Here is a 15,688-nt window from a genome sequence, read left to right on the forward strand (position 1 = left end):
GGTACGCCTACCGGACCGACCCGTCGCGCCCCGACCGGCCCGGTTACGGTGGCCGTATGGCCAACCCGACCCGCTGGGCGACCGACACCGGTCCGGAGCACTCGCAGTGGTACATCGACCGGTTCCGCAAGCTCGCCGCCGAGGGAGCGGACCTGGCCGGCGAGGCCCGGCTGGTCGACGCGCTCGTCGCGCCCGGCTCACGGATCCTCGACGCGGGCAGCGGCACCGGCCGGGTCGGCGCCGCGCTGGCCCAGCGTGGGCACACCGTGGTCGGGGTCGACGCCGACCCCGCGCTGGTGGAGGCCGCCCGCGCCGACCACCCCGGCCCCCGCTGGCTGGTCGCCGACCTGGCCGAACTGGACCTGCCGGCGCTCGGGGAGGCGGAGCCGTTCGACGCGGCGGTCCTGGCCGGCAACGTCCTCGCCTTCGTCGCCGCCGGCACCGAGCCGGAGGTGCTGCGCCGACTCGCCGGGCACCTGCGCCCCGACGGCGTGCTGGCGGTGGGCTTCGGCACCGAACGCGGTTACCCGCTGACCGCGTTCGACGCCGACGCGGTCGCCGCCGGGCTGCGCCTGGAGCACCGCTTCGCCACCTGGGACCTGCGGCCGTGGCGCGACGACGCGCCGTTCGCGGTCAGCATCCTGCGCCGCCCGGCCGCCTGACGCCCGACCGGCGTCAGGAGGGGGCGGCGACGGCCCGGGCCGCGGCCGGGTCCAGGGTGGCGCCGGCCGGCACGAGGCTGACCAGGCCGGCGGGCAGCCGCACCGGTCGCACGTCGCGGTAGCCGAGCATCGCCAGCACCTCCCGGTCGGCCAGCACGTACCGCCGGCCCAGGTCGGTGACCACGGACACCGCGCCTCCGGACGCGCCGGGCGCCGCGGCGGCCTCGACCACCGCGCCGCCACCCGGCTGCACCACCACGTGGTCGGCCAGCGCCGCGCCGCCGCTCGACGCGGTCCGTGGGACGGCCGCCAGGTCCGGCAGCCGTACGCCCCGCAGCACCTCGCCGGTGCCGCCGTCGTCCCCGACCCGGGCGCAGATCGCCGCGTCGTCGGAGCTGACGAGCGGGGGCGGCACGGGCGGCGGCGCGGTCGGGCCGCTCGGGGCGAGATCGGGCAACGTGGGCAGCGCGGCGAACCGGCCCAGCGTCATCGGTTCCGACTCCCCCTGCCCGGTGCGGGCCAGCAGCAGCCCGGCCTGCAACTCGGTGATCCCGGCCAGCCCGTCGTCGAGCGCCACCGCGTACTGCCGGCCGCCGCCGGAGTTGCGCACCAGGTAGACCTGACCGATCGTGGCGCCCGGCACGCGGGTGGCGGGTCGACCCTCGCCGGGCAGCGCCAGCGGGGCCAGATCGACGCCTGCGGGAAGCGCGTTGAGCAGGGCCGGCGCGACCGGCACCGCCCGCGTCCGGGTGGTCGCCAGCGCGGCCAGCACCCGGTTGGGATCGCGGACCAGGTACCGGCGCTGGTGCCACACGAGGTGCAGGCCGCCGTCCGGGTGGCGCAGCAGCAGCGCGTCGTCGCCCAGCGGCCGACCGCCGTCGGGATCGGTGCCGATCAGCAGCGCGGAGCGGGGGTCCTCGCCGCCGGCCGTCGAGCAGACCGTCCAGGCCGACGTCGCCAGCCGGCCCGGAGCGGGCAGCGAGTCCGGCGCGTCGGCGATGCCCAGGGGCAGGCCGCGCGGCACGTCGTCGATCGAGCGTCGGGAGACCAGCACGGTCTTCGACCGGTCCGCGCCGACGATCAGCAACGCCGACGCGTAGTTGAGCACCGGGTGCAGCTTCTGCTCCCGGTAGACGAACCGGGCGCCGGACTCCTTCTCCACGATCACCGCGCCGGGGTCGCGCCACCCCTTGCCACCGCCGGCGAACAGGCCGTAGAGCGCCGAACCCCCGAGCCCGATCGCCGCGACGAGGACGCTGGCCAGGCCCGCGCCCGCCAGCCGCCGAAACGGTGACTGGGCGGGGTCGGTCTCCCGCATCACCAGTGCGGCGACCGCCCGCTGGACGCTGAACTGGTAGGAGTGCAGCTGATCCTGCCGCGACGGCATGAGGTCCCTTCCGCTGGTTCGACCGGGCCACAGGATATGCGCTGCGTCGATGTCCCGTGGACCCTGCGTGGCGGGCCCGGCCCCGACCGGTACCATCCGGGGACGAATCCGGCGGCGAGAGGGCACCCGTGGGCGCGCGTTTCGAGGAGCTGGCCTGGCGGGAGACCCCGATCGGCGCGATCAGCCTGCGGCGGCGCCGCGATCCGGCGCTGCAGGTCGAGGTGTACGAGGTCAAGCTCGACGACGAGTACCTGATGTCCAGCCTCTTCCCCGTCGCCGAGATCGAGCTGGCCCGGCTGGGCCTGGCCGAACTGACCGGCGACGCCCTCGACGTGGTGGTCGGCGGCCTCGGGCTGGGCTACACCGCGTGCACCGCGCTGGCCGACCCACGGGTGCGAACACTCCTCGTGGTGGAGGCCATCGAGGACGTCATCGACTGGCACCGGCGGGGACTGCTGCCGTTCGCGGCCGGGCTCGCCGAGGACCCCCGGACCCGGTTCGCGCGAGCCGACTTCTTCGCCGCCGTGGCCGGTGACGACGGGTTCGACGCCGAGACGCCCGGACGTCGGTACGACGCCGTCCTGCTCGACGTCGACCACTCGCCGCGCAACGTCCTGCACCCGAGCCACGCCCCCTTCTACGCGCCGGACGGGCTACGCCGACTCGCCGCGCTGCTACGACCGGAGGGCGTCTTCGCGCTGTGGTCGGACGACCCGCCGGACGACGAGTTCGTCGCGGCGCTCACGGAGGTGTTCGCGACCGCGCGGGCTCATGTCGTGCCGTTCGCCAACCCGCTGACCGGCGGCCAGTCCGCCAACACGGTCTACGTCGCCCGCCGCTGACTCCGCCTGGGGATGGCGTTTGAGGTTGGCGGAATCGGGGACGTGGAGCCCGGGGTCGCCGCATCTCGCGCCGCGGCCGGGTTACGGGAGGTCGCGATGCGTGCCCTGCTCTGGGTCGTCGGTGTGGTCGCCGGCGTGCTGATTCTGCTCGGGCTGATCCTCGAGGCGGTCCGCTGGCTGATCATCATCGGTCTGATCGCGCTGGTGATCGTGATCATCCTGGGCGTGGTCAAGGGACGGCAGGCCATGCACCACCAGACCCGCCGACGGTGACGCCGGGGCCGTTCAGAACCAGTCGGCGCGCATGTCGAGCGTGGTCCGGTCGAGGCTGTCCAGCAGGTCGAACTGCGGGCCCGTCCGGGGCAGCTCGGCCGTGAAGAAGTAGCGGGCGGCCTGCCGCTTACCGGCGTGGAAGGCGTCGCCACCCTCCTGGGGCGGCAGCGCCAGCACCTGCTCCAGCCACATCCACGCGATCACCACGTGCCCGACCGCCTCCAGGTAGACGCTGGCGTTGGCCAGGGCGAGCACCGGATCACCGCCGGACCAGAGCCGGCGGGTGACCGCGACGACCCGATCCACCGCGCCGGCCAGCCGGTCGGCCAGCTCGGCCGCCTCGCCCCCGGCCCGGCGGCCCCGGCTGACGGTGTCGCCCATCCTCTCGGCCAGCAGGAGCAGGCCCGCGCCGTCGCGCATGGTCATCTTGCGCCCCAGCAGGTCCAGCGCCTGGATGCCGTGGGTGCCCTCGTGGATCGGGTTGAGCCGGTTGTCCCGGTAGTGCTGCTCCACGTCGTGGTCGCGGGTGTAGCCGGCGCCGCCGAGCACCTGGATCGCCAGGTCGTTGGCGACCAGGCACCACTGCGACGGCCAACTCTTGGTGATCGGGGTGAGCACGTCCAGCAGCAGGTGCGCCCGCTCGCGGTCGGTCTGCTCCGGGGCGGTCTGCTCCTCGTCGAGCAGCCGGGCGCAGTAGAGCACCAGGGCCAGGGCACCCTCCACGTAGCTCTTCTGCGCCAGCAGCATCCGCCGTACGTCCGGGTGGTCGATGATCGGCACCTGCGGCACCGCCGGGTCCTTCGCGTCGACCGGCCGGCCCTGCGGCCGCTCGCGGGCGTACGCCAGGCTCTTGAGATAGCCGGTGTAGCCCAGCGCCATGGCACCGGCGCCGACACCGATCCGGGCCCCGTTCATCATGTGGAACATCTGGGCGAGCCCCTGGTGCGGCACGCCGACCAGATGGCCGACGGCGCCGGAGCGACCGGCCGGGGTGTGGCCGCCGTCGCCGAAGCTGAGCAGGGTGTTGGTGGTCCCCCGGAAACCCATCTTGTGGTTGAGCCCGGCGAGCACCACGTCGTTGCGGTCGCCCAGCGATCCGTCCGGCTCGACGAGCACCTTGGGCACGATGAACAGCGAGATGCCCTTCACCCCGGGCGGCCCGCCGGGAATCCGCGCCAGCACCAGGTGGACGATGTTCTCGGCCAGCTCGTGATCACCGCCGGAGATCCACATCTTGGTGCCGAAGAGCCGGTACGTCCCGTCCGGCTGGGGCTCGGCCCGGGTGGTGATGTCGGCCAGCGAGCTGCCCGCGTGCGGCTCGGACAGGCACATGGTGCCGAAGAACCGACCCTCCAGCATGGGTCGGACGTACGTGTCGACCTGCTCGGCGCTGCCGTGCGCCAACAACAGCTTCGCGTTGCCCAGGGTCAGCATCGGGTACGCCGAGGTGGCCACGTTGGCCGCCTGGAACCAGGCGAAGCAGGCGGCGGCGACGGCCTGCGGCAGTTGCAGGCCACCGATCGAGGCGTCCAGCCCGGCCGTGAGCAGACCGGTCTCGGCGAAGCTGTCCAACGCCGCGCGCACCTGCGGGATCAGCCGCACCCGCTGCCCGTCGAACGTCGGTTCGGCAAGGTCGGCGGCCCGGTTGTGCGAGGCGAACTGCTCGGTGGCCACCCGCTCGGCGAGGTCCAGCGCGTCGTCGAAGGTCTCCCGGGAGTGCTCGGCGTAGCGAGGGCGCTCGGCGAGCTGCGACACCCGCAACCAGTCGTGCAGCAGGAAGTCCAGGTCACGGCGGGAGAGCAGGGTGGACGGCACGGAACTCCTCGGCGGGGCTGGGGTGTGTCGGTTCGGGGGCGGCGGCCCGGCGTCGCCCCGACCCATCCTGACCGATCCGCCGGGAGCACACCACCGCCCGCCGGCGGGCGTCAATGTCGTACCCGCCGACTAGGGTCCTGCCCGTGACCGCACCCGGAGACGTCGACCCCGAGGTTCTCGACCGGCTGCGCCCGATCTGCCGCGGATTGCCGGAGACCTACGAGGAGCCGGCCTGGGTGGGCACCCGTTGGCGGATCCGCCGGCGCACCTTCGCCCACGTGCTCACCGTCGACCCCGACCGTCAGGCGGTGCACGCGCGCGCCGCCGCGCTCGACCGGCCGGCCTGCCTGTTGGTCTTCCGATCGCCGCTCGACGAGATCGCAGGTCTGCTGAGCGTCGGGCACCCCTTCTACAAGCCGGACTGGAGCCCGAACGTGCTGGGCATGATCCTGGACGAGGACACGGACTGGGACGAGGTCGGCGAGCTGCTCACCGAGAGCTACTGCGTGCAGGCGCCCAAACGGCTCGCCGCACTGGCCGACCGGCCCGGCTGAGCGCACCCGGCGAGGCCGGCGTTTCGCCCGGACCGGCTCGGGGATACCGCGCCAACGGTGGCGGATCATCGACGGGAATCGGCGACGCCGCCCGTCTCGCGAGGAGCGGCCCATGTCCAGGCTTGGGACCGAGGAGGATCCTCGGTTGACACCCGTGCTCGTCGAGGATCGGGTGTGCACGGGTGTGACCACCCTGCGGGGGCGGGTCTTCCTGAGCTACCCGTCGGCGGACGGGCCGGGGGTGCAGGTGGCGGAGGCGCTGCCGGACGGCGGTCGCAACCCGTACCCGGACGCCGCGTGGAACGAGCCGGACCAACCGCCGGACGGAGCGTTCGTGCACGTCAACGGGTTGCGGGCCGGCCCGGACGGCCGACTGTGGATCATCGATTCGGGGTCGCCGCAGCTTGGCGGGGAGCAGGTGCCCGGCGGCGCGCGGCTGATCGCCGTCGACGTCGACGCTGACCGGGTGGACCGGGTCTACCACCTCGACGACGCGGTGCGTCCGCGCAGCTACGTCGACGACGTCCGGTTTCACGGCGGCACCGCGTACCTCACCGACGCCGGCACGCCCGGCCTCATCGTGCTGGACCTCGACTCGGGCCGGTGCCGACGGGTGTTGGACGGGCACCCGAGCACGGTGGGCGGGCGCGTGGTCGCCGACGGCCGGGCGCTGCGGGATCCCGGCGGCGCCGAGGTGTGCCTGAACGCCGACCAGCTGGAGGTGTCGCCGGACGGTCGGTGGCTGTACTACCAGCCCGCCTCGGGTGGGATGTCCCGGATCGGCACCCGCTGGCTGGACGACCCGACGCTGTCCGCCGAGGAGTTGGCCCGGCGGGTCGAGCCCTGGTGGGACACGCCCAGCACCGGTGGCACGGCCATCGACGCGCTCGGCACCATCTACGTCAGCGATGTGGAGCGACGTCGGGTGCTCGCCCTGGGGCCGGACCGCAGCGTTTGTACGCTCGTCGCCGACCAGCGCCTGGCCTGGGTGGACGCGATGTGGCTCGACGCCGAGGGTCACCTCTGGCTGCCGGCGGCCCAGCTGCACCTGACCGCCGGGCTCAACGGCGGCCACTCGGCCGTCGACTATCCGGTCCGGATCTACCGGATGCCGGTCGACGCCGGTCCGCCCCCGCGCGACCACGCCTGAGGGCGGTATTGCTGTGGAGCGGTCGAGGCCCGATCGGTGAGAATCGGGGCGTGTCCGTTCCCGCCCGTCAGATCCGCGCTCGCCATTCGGCCGACACGATCACCGTGTACCAGGCGTACCCCCCGGAGGTCGCGCTGCCGGCCGTGGCCGCCGGCCGCTTCGTGGCCCCCTTCAAGCGGGACCGCATGACCTGGATCAAGCCGTCGTTCCGGTGGATGATGTACCGCTGCGGCTGGGCCACCAAGCCCGGCCAGGAGCGCGTGCTGTCGATCGACATCGCGCGGGAGGGCTTCGAGTGGGCGCTGGCGCACGCCTGTCTGAGCCACTACGACCGGGACGTGCACGGTGACCGGGCGACCTGGTCGCGGCAGCTGAGGAGCAGCCCGGTACGGGTGCAGTGGGACCCGGAACGGACGGTGCGGATGGCCGCGCTGCCCCATCGGTCGCTGCAGGTCGGGTTGTCCGGTACGGCGGTCGCCCGGTACGTCGACGACTGGATCGTGGCCGTCACGGACATCACCCCCACCGTCCACCGTGTACGGGAGCTGGTGCGGGCAGGCGATGAGCGAGCGGCGATGGACCACCTGCCGGTCGAGAGTCCCTACCCGCTACCGGCTCAGATCGCCGCTCGCCTCGGCGCGACGGGCGGTGGGTGAGAGTCCTCGATATCCTGCCTCGCATGCATCGAAGCCGTGTGTACGCGTTGCTGATCGACGCGCCCGAGGCGGAGGCCGCGCGGGCGGCGGAGTTCTGGTCGGCGGCACTCGGCGTCGGCACCCGGACCCATCCGGCCGAGCCGCAGTTCGTCGGTCTGCACGAGGCGTTGCCGGGCCTGGTCACCGCCGTCCAGGCCGTCGACGACGCGCCGCGCTACCACCTCGACATCGAGACCGACGACGTGGCGGCCGAGACCGCTCGGCTGGTCGGCCTGGGCGCCACCGAGGTGTCGCAGTGGTTGGAGTGTCGGATTCTGCGGGCGCCCGGCGGGCACCTGCTCTGTGTGCTGCCGGTCGAGAGCCCACCTGAGGTGTTCGACGCCCAGTCCCGGACCTGGTGGTGACGCGCCGGGCTGTCAGAGGTCGGCGCTAGGGTTCCGGACATGGCGAATGTGATGTTGGTGGCCGGCGCGTGGCTGGGGTCGTGGGCGTGGGACGAGGTGGTGCCGGGGCTGCGGGCCGCCGGCCACCAGACCTGTCCCCTGACCCTCTCCGGCCTCGCCGAGAGGCCTGGCGTGCCCGCCGGGCAGCAGACCCATGTGCAGGACATCGTCGGCGAGATCGAGCGGCGCGACCTGCGCGACGTGGTGCTGGTCGGGCACAGCTACGCGGGCATCCCGGTGGGTCAGGCCGCCGCGCGGATCGGCGACCGGTTGACCCGGGTGGTCTACGTCGACGCGGAGGTGCCGGTCGACGGCGGGTCGTTCGCGTCCGGCTGGTGGCAGGGTCAGGCGGCGTTCGAGTCGGTGCTCGCCGACAACGGCGGCGACTGGCCGCCGCCCGACGCGGCCGAGTTCGACGGCCAGGGGCTCACCGACGAGCAGATCGCGCGGCTGCTCAAGGGCGCCACCCCGCACCCGGGCGCCACGCTGACCGAACCGGCCGTGCTGGCCCGTCCGCTGGGCGAGCTGCCGACGACGTACGTCAAGTGTCTGCTCGACGGACCGGAGCCCAACGACACCGTGTCCGCGCTGCTGACCAGCGAGCACTGGCGGCTGGTCACGATGGCCACCGGCCACTGGCCGATGTTCTCCCAACCCGCCGAGCTGGCCCGGTTGCTGGTGGCCGAGATCGGCTGACCGCGCGGGCGACGACGGTCTCGGCGGGCCGGCCCGGCAGGTCAGGTCGCGGGGTCGTCGAGGGTCCTGATGTGGCGTACCGGGGACGCGAGCAGCCACAGGACGGCGAGCACGCCGCCCACTCCGGCGACGACCAGGGCCGGCCGCAGCCCGAGGGTGGTGCCCAGCGCGCCGCCGACCAGCGCGCCGAGCGGCCGGATGCCGTAGTTGACGGCGCTGTACGCGCCGGCCCGGCGACCGCGCGCGTCGTCGGGTGTAACGGCGGTGAGCAGGGCGTTGAGGTTGACGTCCATCAGCATCACCCCGACGCTGGACACCATCTCGATGGCCGCCAGCATGGCCACCTTCGCCCAGGTCGGGCCGGCGATCAGCGCCGTCAACGCCAGCGGCGCGGGAAAGACCACAACGCCGATCATCGCGGTACGGCCCAACCCGATGGCCCGCGACAGGCGAGGCGCCAGGGCCGCGCCGGCCAGTCCGCCGAGCGCGCCGATGCCGAACGCGACGCCGATCGCGCCGGCCGACAGGCCGAGTTCACGGTTGGCGTAGAGCACCAGCAGCGCCGCGGCGATGAAGGTGAAGAAGTTGACGGTGGTGGTGCAGCCGAGCGCGGCGCGCAGCACCGGGTGGCGCAGCACCAGCACCAGGCCCTCGCGGACCAGGCCGAGTGTGGACGTCCGCCGTCGCGGCGGAGGCGACTCGGTGACCGGGATGCGCCGCAGCAGCAGCGCGGAGGCCAGGAAGGACACCGCGTCGACGAGGACCGCCACCGGCGCGCTGAGCGCCTGGACGAGCCCACCGCCGACGGCCGGGCCGGCGATGAACGAGAGGGACCGGCTCACGCTGAGTTTGCTGTTCGCGTCCACGTACGCCGACCGCGGCACCAGGGCGACGAAGAACGCCTGATGTCCCAGGGTGAACACCACCGCCCCGGCACCGCTGAGCAGCGCCACCAGGTAGAGCTGGGTGAGGGTGATCGCGCCGAACAGGTAGGCCACGGGCAGGCTGAGCAGCACGGCCGCGCGGGCGAGGTCCGCGATGATCAGGAGTCGACGCTTGTGGGTGCGCTGGTCCACCCACGCGCCGAGGAACAGGCCCAGCAGGTTGGGCAGCCAGATCAGCGCGGTGAGGACGCTGACCTGCACGGGCGTCGCGGCGAGCAGGGAGACGGCGATCAGCGGCAGGGCCAGTTCGCTGATCCGGTCGCCGAACGCCGAGATCGTCTCACCCATCCAGAAGGTGCGGAACCGCCGGTCGCGGCCCAGCGCCGGTGCGGGCGGGGCGTCGACGGCCGTCATGACGCGGGCGAATCGTCGCTGGATTCGGGCAGCAGGTACCGCAGCATCCGGACGAGCTGGGCGCCGTCCGGCGTCGTCTCGTCGTCCTTGCGCCGCACGTACGGGGCGAGCAGCTCCTCGATCGCCTCTTCCAGGTGTCGCAGCTCGTCCGGTGTGGCGACGAAGCGGGTGTCGGCCACCCCGGCCAGCCCGCGCCACTCGGTGTTCAGCCGAGGCTCGTCGTGCAGCAGCCACTGCTGGGGTGCCTCGGCATAGCGGGCGAACATCTCGCCGCGCAACTGCCGGGCCGCGGCCTGCCCCTCGGCGTCGTCGGGCAGCGAGAAGCGGAACCCCCGGGCGGCTGCCTGCCACCAGCGTTCCCGCTTGCTGGTGGCGCCGTCCCAATCGGTGACCAGGCCGAACGTCGCGAGGTGGCGCAGGTGCCAGCTGACCACCGACGGCGTGGCGCCGACGTGCGGCGACAGTCCGGTGGCCGTGGCCGGGCCGTGTTGCTGGAGCCGGTCGAGGATGGCCAACCGGACAGGATGCGCCAGCGCCCGCAGCGCCTGCGGCTCGGTGATCTCGAAATCCCCGTACGGATTCTTGAGAGACATGTTTCGAAAGTAGCCTCTCAGATCTTGCGGAGCAACCCCCGGAGACGCCGGTTCCTCCGCTCAGCTCACCCCCAGGCGGGCCAGCGGCTCGACCAGTTCCCGTTCCTCGTAGCTGAGGTGCGACAGCAGGGCGTCGGTCAGCAGGTTCACCGCGGCGCGCAGCTCGGCCAGGCCGTCCGGCGCCCCGACGTACGCGACCAGCGCCTTGTCGACCCCCTCCAGCACGTCGTGGATGACGTGGTGCTCCTGCTCCAGCCGGTCGACGACCGGGCGCAGCCGCGGGTCGGCCTGCCGCAGCCGCGGAAAGAGGGCCTGGTCCTCGATGGTGTGGTGGGTGGTGACGATGCGGCAGTAGGACTCGCAGTAGGCGCCGAGCGTCCACCGGTTCTGCCGCATGGTCATCGTGTTGATCTGCGATCGCGCCACGCCGGCGTCGATCTCGCCGGCCGCGACCTGCTCGATCAGGTCGTGGATCTGGGCCAGTTCGCCGCGCAGGCCGTCGTGCACCTGCACCAGGTGCTGGCCGGTGGCCTGCTCGTGGGCGGTGTAGGTGCGCGTCGGGTCGGGCGCGGGCCCGGTGGGACGGGCCGACTCGTCCCAGACCTGCCGGTCGCTGAGCCGCCGGCCGTCGTCCGGGGTCGGCACCACCGCGAAGGCCCCGGCGGTCACCCTCGCGCGGGTCGGCCGCGCGGAGGGCGCGACGAGCGCCGCCCGCTCCGCGGCCACCACCGGCTCGGCGGGAGTACGCGTCGACGCGGCGCCACTGTCGCGTTCGGCCACGACCAGTTCGCGCACGGCGGGGGCCACCTCGCCTGCGAACCGGCGCAGGTCGTCGGGGTCGTCGCTGGCGAGGATGAACGTGCCGACGCCCTCGCCCAGCGCCAACTCGACCAACTCCCGCACCCACTGCTCGGCGGGCCCGTGCAACGGGCCGCCCTCGGCCGACGAGAAGGTGCCGGAGATGTTCAGCAGCCGGCGGACGTCGCGGGGCGAGCGGCCCGCCTCCTGGGCGGCATCGTCGATGATCTTGTTGCCCCTGGCCAGGTCACCGGGCTGGAGGTAGTCCAGTGACGGCAGCCAGCCATCGGCCCGGCGACCGGTGAGCGCGAGCATGCGCGGCTTGTACGCCCCGAGCCAGATCGGCACCGCGTGGGCGGGGGCGGGGCCGCGCTTGGCGCCGACCACCCGGTGGAACTCGCCGTCGACCCGCACGCCGCCGCGCGCCTGGACGTCCCACGTCTGCCGGATGACGTCGATGCCCTCCTCCAGCGCCCGTACGCCCTCGCCGGGGGTCAGCCGCCGGCCGCCCATCGCCTCGATGGCGTCCCAGAACGCCCCCGCGCCGAGACCCAGCGCGACCCGACCGCCGCTGAGCAGGTCGAGGCTGGCGACGCTGCGGGCGAGCACGGCGGGCGGGCGCAGCGGCAGGTTGGTGACGTTCGCCGAGAGGTGCACCCGGTCCGTCCGCGCCGCGACGAAGCTCAGCAGCGTCCAGGTGTCCAGAAATCGCGGCTGGTACGGATGGTCCTGGAAGGTGACCAGATCCAGCCCGACCTGCTCGGCCAGGACCGCGAGCCCGACCGTGCGGTCCGGATCGTCGTTGCCGGGCGTGGTGAACGATCCGAAGACCAGGTCGTGGCCGTAGTCGCTCATCGTGCGAGCCTCCCGTCGTCCGCGACGCGTCGGACGATGCGTCGTGGCCTCGACCTTATGTCAGACAGAACATCTGTTGCCAACAAGGTTGGCTGTCCTGCGCTATTGTCGGGGCATGACGGGTGCCAGCGACCGGCCGGACCGGCCCGATCCCCTCGACGACGATCTGGGCTGGATGCTGGGGATCGTCTTCCGGGGCTACGTCCGGGCAGCCGAGCAGACCCTGACCGATTTCCCCGGCGGCCCACGCGGTTATCAGGTGCTCACCGCCGCGGCCACCGGGCCGGCCCGCAACCAGGGCGCGATCGCCGAGGAGCTGGGCATCGACCGGACGGTGCTCACGTACCTGATCGACGACCTCGAACGCCCGGGGTTCGTCGCCCGGCGGGCGGACCCGGCCGACCGGCGCAGCCGGCTGGTGGACGTCACCGACGCCGGGCGGGCGGCCTGGGAGCAGCGGCGCGAGGCGCTGCGGCAGGTCGAGGCGCACCTGCTGGGGGCGCTCACGCCGACCGAGTCGGCGACCCTGCGCGCACTGCTGCAACGGGTCGCCTGCTCGACCCAGGCGATCGACCCCCTGCGCGATCTCTGCCAGGCGGTGGCCGAGGTGCGGCCCGAACCCGCTGCGCCGATGCCGAGCCGGCCGGGCGCAGCGTCCGAGCACGGTCGGCCGCGCGCCGCCCGGTCGCGCGGCCGCAGCGACGGCTGACCGGACTGTCGAACGGCGAGGTGGGCCCGCCGGCCCTCCCCGACCATCGTGCATCGAGGAGTGCCGGCGGGCCCACCGTGTGGCGGCAGCGTCGCTTGCGGCGACGGGTCAGCGCACGTGCACGAACACCGGGTTCGAGTAGAACCACAGGTCGTCCCACGGGCTCTCCAGCCCGTCGGCGAGCGGCTCCGCCTCGTCGGTGCTGGTGCCGCGCACCCGCGCGTAGGTGTCGGCCTCGACGTTGCGCAGGGTGTGCCGGATGACGTAGTCCGCACCCTGGCGACGCCAGTCCCGCGGGCCGAACCGGGCCACCACAGTGGTGGTGGGGTTGGTGTCGGCGTCCGGGTTGGCGCTCGGCCCGGTGATCTGGCCGACGATCAGGTCCACCCGACGGACCTCGGGACGGTCCCCGTTGCCGTTCACACCGTCCAGCGGACGGAACGTGATCTCGATCTCGACGTCGGTGCGGCTGCGGCGACTGACCGTGATGGTCTCGCCGACCTCGGCCGTCTGCCCCTGGGATCTGGCGGTCACGTCGAGGCTGCGGATCAGGTCGCCGGTGGTCACCCAGATCCGGCCGTTGCGCAGGCCGTCCATGATGTCGCCGTAGTCCTGGCGGGCGTACACGTAGGTCTTGCTGTACTCGCCCGGCCAGAAGTCCGAGCCGCCGCGCGTCCAGTGCACGTGCGAGTCCGACGTCGCCGTGATCCACCAGCGCCGGCCCTCACCGAGCAGCGAGTCCCAGAGCCCACCGACCCGCGCGGTCATCTGATCGAAGCCACCGTAGGTGGGGTGGTTGCCGTACCCGCCGCGCTTGCCGCCGTTGAGCGGACCGGCCTGGTGGCCGGGCGCGCCCTCGAAGCCGATGTAGACGTCCGGCGCGGCGTTGTTGCCGTTGCGGAACTCCCGTGGGGTGTCCTGGCCGTAGACACCGAGGCCGGGCGCCGACCGGGAGGCGTGGTGGGCGATCACCAGCGGCTTGTGCGGCATGCCCCGGGCGACCTTGAGGAACTCCACCATCTTGGCCTCGGTGTCGCGGGCCGGGTCGGTGGGGAACGCGTCGTACTTGGCGAACCGGCTCTCCAGCTCGAAGAGCTGCTTCGCCTCGTCGTCGTGGCGCGGGATCATCAGCGTGTGGTGGTCCAGCGAGGGCGCGTCGAACTCCATGCCCCAGAACTGGAGCACCTCGGGGACCAGCTTGCGCGAGCGCAACAGGTCGGGGTACGCCTGCTCGATGTTCACCTTCGAGTGCGTCGGTCCACCGTGGTCGGTGCACATTGCCCAGGTCAGACCGAAGTTCTTGGCCATGATCGCGTTGGTGACGATCGGGTAGACCGCGTCCGCGCCCTTGTGGAAGACGATCGGGCTCTTCGCGGTGTCGAACTCGCCGCTGTACTCGGAGTGCACGTGGTGGTCACCAGCGCGCCAGGACCGGTTCTTGGCGTTGCCCCGGTCGCTCGTGTCGTCGCCGGGTCGGCGCTCCTCGTCGGCCCACGCCGCGCCCGCGCCGACCAGCGGGCTGGCGGCGGCCAGCGTCGCGCCGACGCCGGCGTACTTGACCAGCTTGCGCCGCGACAACTGCGCGTGCTCGATCTCTTCGGCTTGCTTGTCTCTCACGTGAGAGCCTCTCCTCGATCAAGCGAATGCTCTTTCGATCAAGAAGCCTCGAAGAGGTTGGTGAACGCCCGCCGTACGACGGGCGGGTGCACGATGAACACCCTCGCGGAGCCCGTTGAAGGGCGCGCGAGGCGCGGCGGTGGGTCACGCGCCGACAGCGGGGCGTACGCGTGTCGTCAGATCCGGGCGCGTGGCAGCCAGCCCAGGAAGCGGAGTCGTACTCGGGGCAGGGGCAGCGTCGGCAGATCCTGGGCGGCGGCCACGAGGCACGACCCGAGGTAGACGGCGAGCGCGGCACGCGCCCCGCCGAACTCGGCGAGCAGCTGGCTCTGCTTGGTGGCGCAGGGCCATTCGCGGCCACATCCGGTGCAGGTCCAGCTCGGCGGACTGGGCAGGTGCTCGGGCAGCGTGGTCCGTCGGTACCGGCCCACGACGCTGTTGTCCGCTCGCACGTCGCGTCGCCGGGGCTCGGGGCCCCCGTTGCGGTGCGCGGGTGGCCGCGGGGCGGGCAGGTAGCGCCGGACGGTGCCGAGGAGCGCCCCGACGCGGACCAGGGCGTCCGGCCCCACCTGGTGGGCCAGCAACGCCGTGAGCAGGTAGTGCCCCAACAGGTCGGCCCCGGCGACGCCTTTCTCGTCACCCGTCCCGGTCAGCCGGTCCACGTGCGGTGGGACCCCGGCGAGGTGGAACTCTGCGTCCTGGACCTCGGCGTGTTGACGCAGGTGGCGACCGCCGCCACGGCCCGGAGGCCCGGCCAGATCCGGTTCACCGACCTCGGCGGAGTCAACGCGCCGCTCGCCCGGCAGTGGCACCGAACCACCAGTTACGTCAGCGATGTCGTGGCGAGCATCCCGAGCGCCAGCGCCCAGCCGTTGGTGATCGGCAACGCCGCACGGATGCTCGCCGCGGCAGCGCTCGCGATCTTCCCCAACACGGCGTTCACCGACGAGACCGCCGAGGACCGCCGCGACGCCAGCACCGCCACCCTGCGCCGCGCCGTCGCATTCATGGAGGAGAACGCCGACCGGGACATCAGCGCCGCCGACATCGCCAGCGCCGCCGCCGTCTCCCAGCGCGCGGTGCAGCTCGCCTTCCGCCGCCATCTCGGCACCACCCCGATGGCGTACCTGCGCAGGATCCGGCTCGATCGGGCCCACCACGACCTGGTCCGGGCCGACCCCGGACAGGGGACCGTGTCGGCCATCGCGAGTCGCTGGGGGTTCGCCAACCACAGCCGGTTCACCGCCCGCTACCACGCCAGCTACGGCGTGCCGCCTCGCGAGACGCTCCGCGCCTGACCGCGCCGCATGCCCCACGTCCGGACGGCCCGGCCGTAAGCT

17 protein-coding genes are annotated in these 15,688 nt (G+C 73.2%); 10 read left to right on the top strand and 7 right to left on the bottom strand.

The window, feature by feature from the left end; genetic code table 11:
- Window positions 1-56: 56 nt before the first annotated feature.
- Window positions 57-662, top strand: coding sequence for a class I SAM-dependent methyltransferase (locus ABZU53_RS23235; RefSeq protein WP_354860046.1), 606 nt, complete (start codon window positions 57-59; stop codon window positions 660-662).
- 13 nt (window positions 663-675) lie between these two features.
- On the opposite strand, the gene eccB is transcribed toward ABZU53_RS23235, so the two are convergent.
- Complete coding sequence (gene eccB, locus ABZU53_RS23240) at window positions 676-2,049, bottom strand: type VII secretion protein EccB (protein WP_355067414.1); 1,374 nt, start codon at window positions 2,047-2,049, stop codon at window positions 676-678.
- Between the two features lie 128 nt (window positions 2,050-2,177).
- On the opposite strand from eccB, the gene ABZU53_RS23245 reads away from it, so the two are divergent.
- Together ABZU53_RS23245 and ABZU53_RS23250 are read left to right on the top strand one after the other, a co-directional pair.
- Window positions 2,178-2,891, top strand: a complete 714-nt coding sequence (locus tag ABZU53_RS23245; protein ID WP_354857144.1) for a spermidine synthase — start codon at window positions 2,178-2,180, stop codon at window positions 2,889-2,891.
- A gap of 96 nt (window positions 2,892-2,987) precedes the next feature.
- Complete coding sequence (locus ABZU53_RS23250; protein ID WP_355067416.1) at window positions 2,988-3,164, top strand: hypothetical protein; 177 nt, start codon at window positions 2,988-2,990, stop codon at window positions 3,162-3,164.
- A 12-nt stretch (window positions 3,165-3,176) separates the two neighbouring features.
- Here the strand turns inward: ABZU53_RS23250 and ABZU53_RS23255 are convergent, their stop codons facing one another.
- On the bottom strand, window positions 3,177-4,979 hold the full coding sequence (locus ABZU53_RS23255; RefSeq protein ID WP_355067418.1) for an acyl-CoA dehydrogenase: 1,803 nt from the start codon (window positions 4,977-4,979) through the stop codon (window positions 3,177-3,179).
- A 143-nt stretch (window positions 4,980-5,122) separates the two neighbouring features.
- Between ABZU53_RS23255 and ABZU53_RS23260 the strand changes: the two genes are divergently transcribed.
- The 5 genes from ABZU53_RS23260 (at window position 5,123) to ABZU53_RS23280 (ending at window position 8,478) form a co-directional block, all read left to right on the top strand.
- Window positions 5,123-5,533, top strand: a complete 411-nt coding sequence (locus ABZU53_RS23260; RefSeq protein WP_355067420.1) for an MmcQ/YjbR family DNA-binding protein — start codon at window positions 5,123-5,125, stop codon at window positions 5,531-5,533.
- A gap of 112 nt (window positions 5,534-5,645) precedes the next feature.
- Window positions 5,646-6,683 (top strand): L-dopachrome tautomerase-related protein, encoded by a 1,038-nt coding sequence (locus ABZU53_RS23265; protein ID WP_355067422.1) that lies wholly within the window; start codon window positions 5,646-5,648, stop codon window positions 6,681-6,683.
- Between the two features lie 50 nt (window positions 6,684-6,733).
- Complete coding sequence (locus tag ABZU53_RS23270; protein ID WP_355067424.1) at window positions 6,734-7,339, top strand: DUF4291 domain-containing protein; 606 nt, start codon at window positions 6,734-6,736, stop codon at window positions 7,337-7,339.
- Window positions 7,340-7,362: 23 nt separating this feature from the next.
- Entirely contained in the window at window positions 7,363-7,743 is a 381-nt protein-coding gene (locus ABZU53_RS23275; protein ID WP_355067426.1) for a VOC family protein, read from the top strand.
- Window positions 7,744-7,782: 39 nt separating this feature from the next.
- Window positions 7,783-8,478 carry an alpha/beta hydrolase gene (locus ABZU53_RS23280; RefSeq protein ID WP_355067428.1) on the top strand — a complete coding sequence of 232 codons (696 nt, stop codon included), beginning with the start codon at window positions 7,783-7,785 and terminating at the stop codon, window positions 8,476-8,478.
- A gap of 41 nt (window positions 8,479-8,519) precedes the next feature.
- On the opposite strand, the gene ABZU53_RS23285 is transcribed toward ABZU53_RS23280, so the two are convergent.
- Genes ABZU53_RS23285 through ABZU53_RS23295 form a run of 3 tightly spaced genes read right to left on the bottom strand, consistent with a single transcriptional unit; the run spans window position 8,520 to window position 12,022 of the window.
- Window positions 8,520-9,776 (bottom strand): MFS transporter, encoded by a 1,257-nt coding sequence (locus ABZU53_RS23285; protein WP_355067430.1) that lies wholly within the window; start codon window positions 9,774-9,776, stop codon window positions 8,520-8,522.
- Window positions 9,773-10,369, bottom strand: a complete 597-nt coding sequence (locus tag ABZU53_RS23290; protein WP_354857163.1) for a helix-turn-helix domain-containing protein — start codon at window positions 10,367-10,369, stop codon at window positions 9,773-9,775. Before ABZU53_RS23290 ends, ABZU53_RS23285 begins: the two co-directional genes overlap by 4 nt.
- Window positions 10,370-10,429: 60 nt before the next feature.
- Window positions 10,430-12,022, bottom strand: coding sequence for an LLM class flavin-dependent oxidoreductase (locus ABZU53_RS23295; protein WP_355067432.1), 1,593 nt, complete (start codon window positions 12,020-12,022; stop codon window positions 10,430-10,432).
- A gap of 115 nt (window positions 12,023-12,137) precedes the next feature.
- On the opposite strand from ABZU53_RS23295, the gene ABZU53_RS23300 reads away from it, so the two are divergent.
- Window positions 12,138-12,731, top strand: coding sequence for a MarR family winged helix-turn-helix transcriptional regulator (locus ABZU53_RS23300; RefSeq protein ID WP_355067434.1), 594 nt, complete (start codon window positions 12,138-12,140; stop codon window positions 12,729-12,731).
- A 108-nt stretch (window positions 12,732-12,839) separates the two neighbouring features.
- On the opposite strand, the gene ABZU53_RS23305 is transcribed toward ABZU53_RS23300, so the two are convergent.
- On the bottom strand, window positions 12,840-14,348 hold the full coding sequence (locus tag ABZU53_RS23305) for a phosphoesterase (RefSeq protein WP_355067436.1): 1,509 nt from the start codon (window positions 14,346-14,348) through the stop codon (window positions 12,840-12,842).
- A 176-nt stretch (window positions 14,349-14,524) separates the two neighbouring features.
- A complete protein-coding gene (locus ABZU53_RS23310) occupies window positions 14,525-15,010 on the bottom strand; it encodes a hypothetical protein (protein WP_355067438.1) in 486 nt (161 codons plus the stop codon).
- On the opposite strand from ABZU53_RS23310, the gene ABZU53_RS23315 reads away from it, so the two are divergent.
- Window positions 15,011-15,646: a helix-turn-helix transcriptional regulator gene (locus tag ABZU53_RS23315; protein ID WP_355067440.1), complete on the top strand. Its 636-nt coding sequence runs from the start codon at window positions 15,011-15,013 to the stop codon at window positions 15,644-15,646.
- The last annotated feature ends 42 nt before the right edge of the window (window positions 15,647-15,688 follow it).

This window comes from Micromonospora sp. NPDC005194, assembly GCF_040608335.1.
Classification (GTDB): domain Bacteria; phylum Actinomycetota; class Actinomycetes; order Mycobacteriales; family Micromonosporaceae; genus Micromonospora.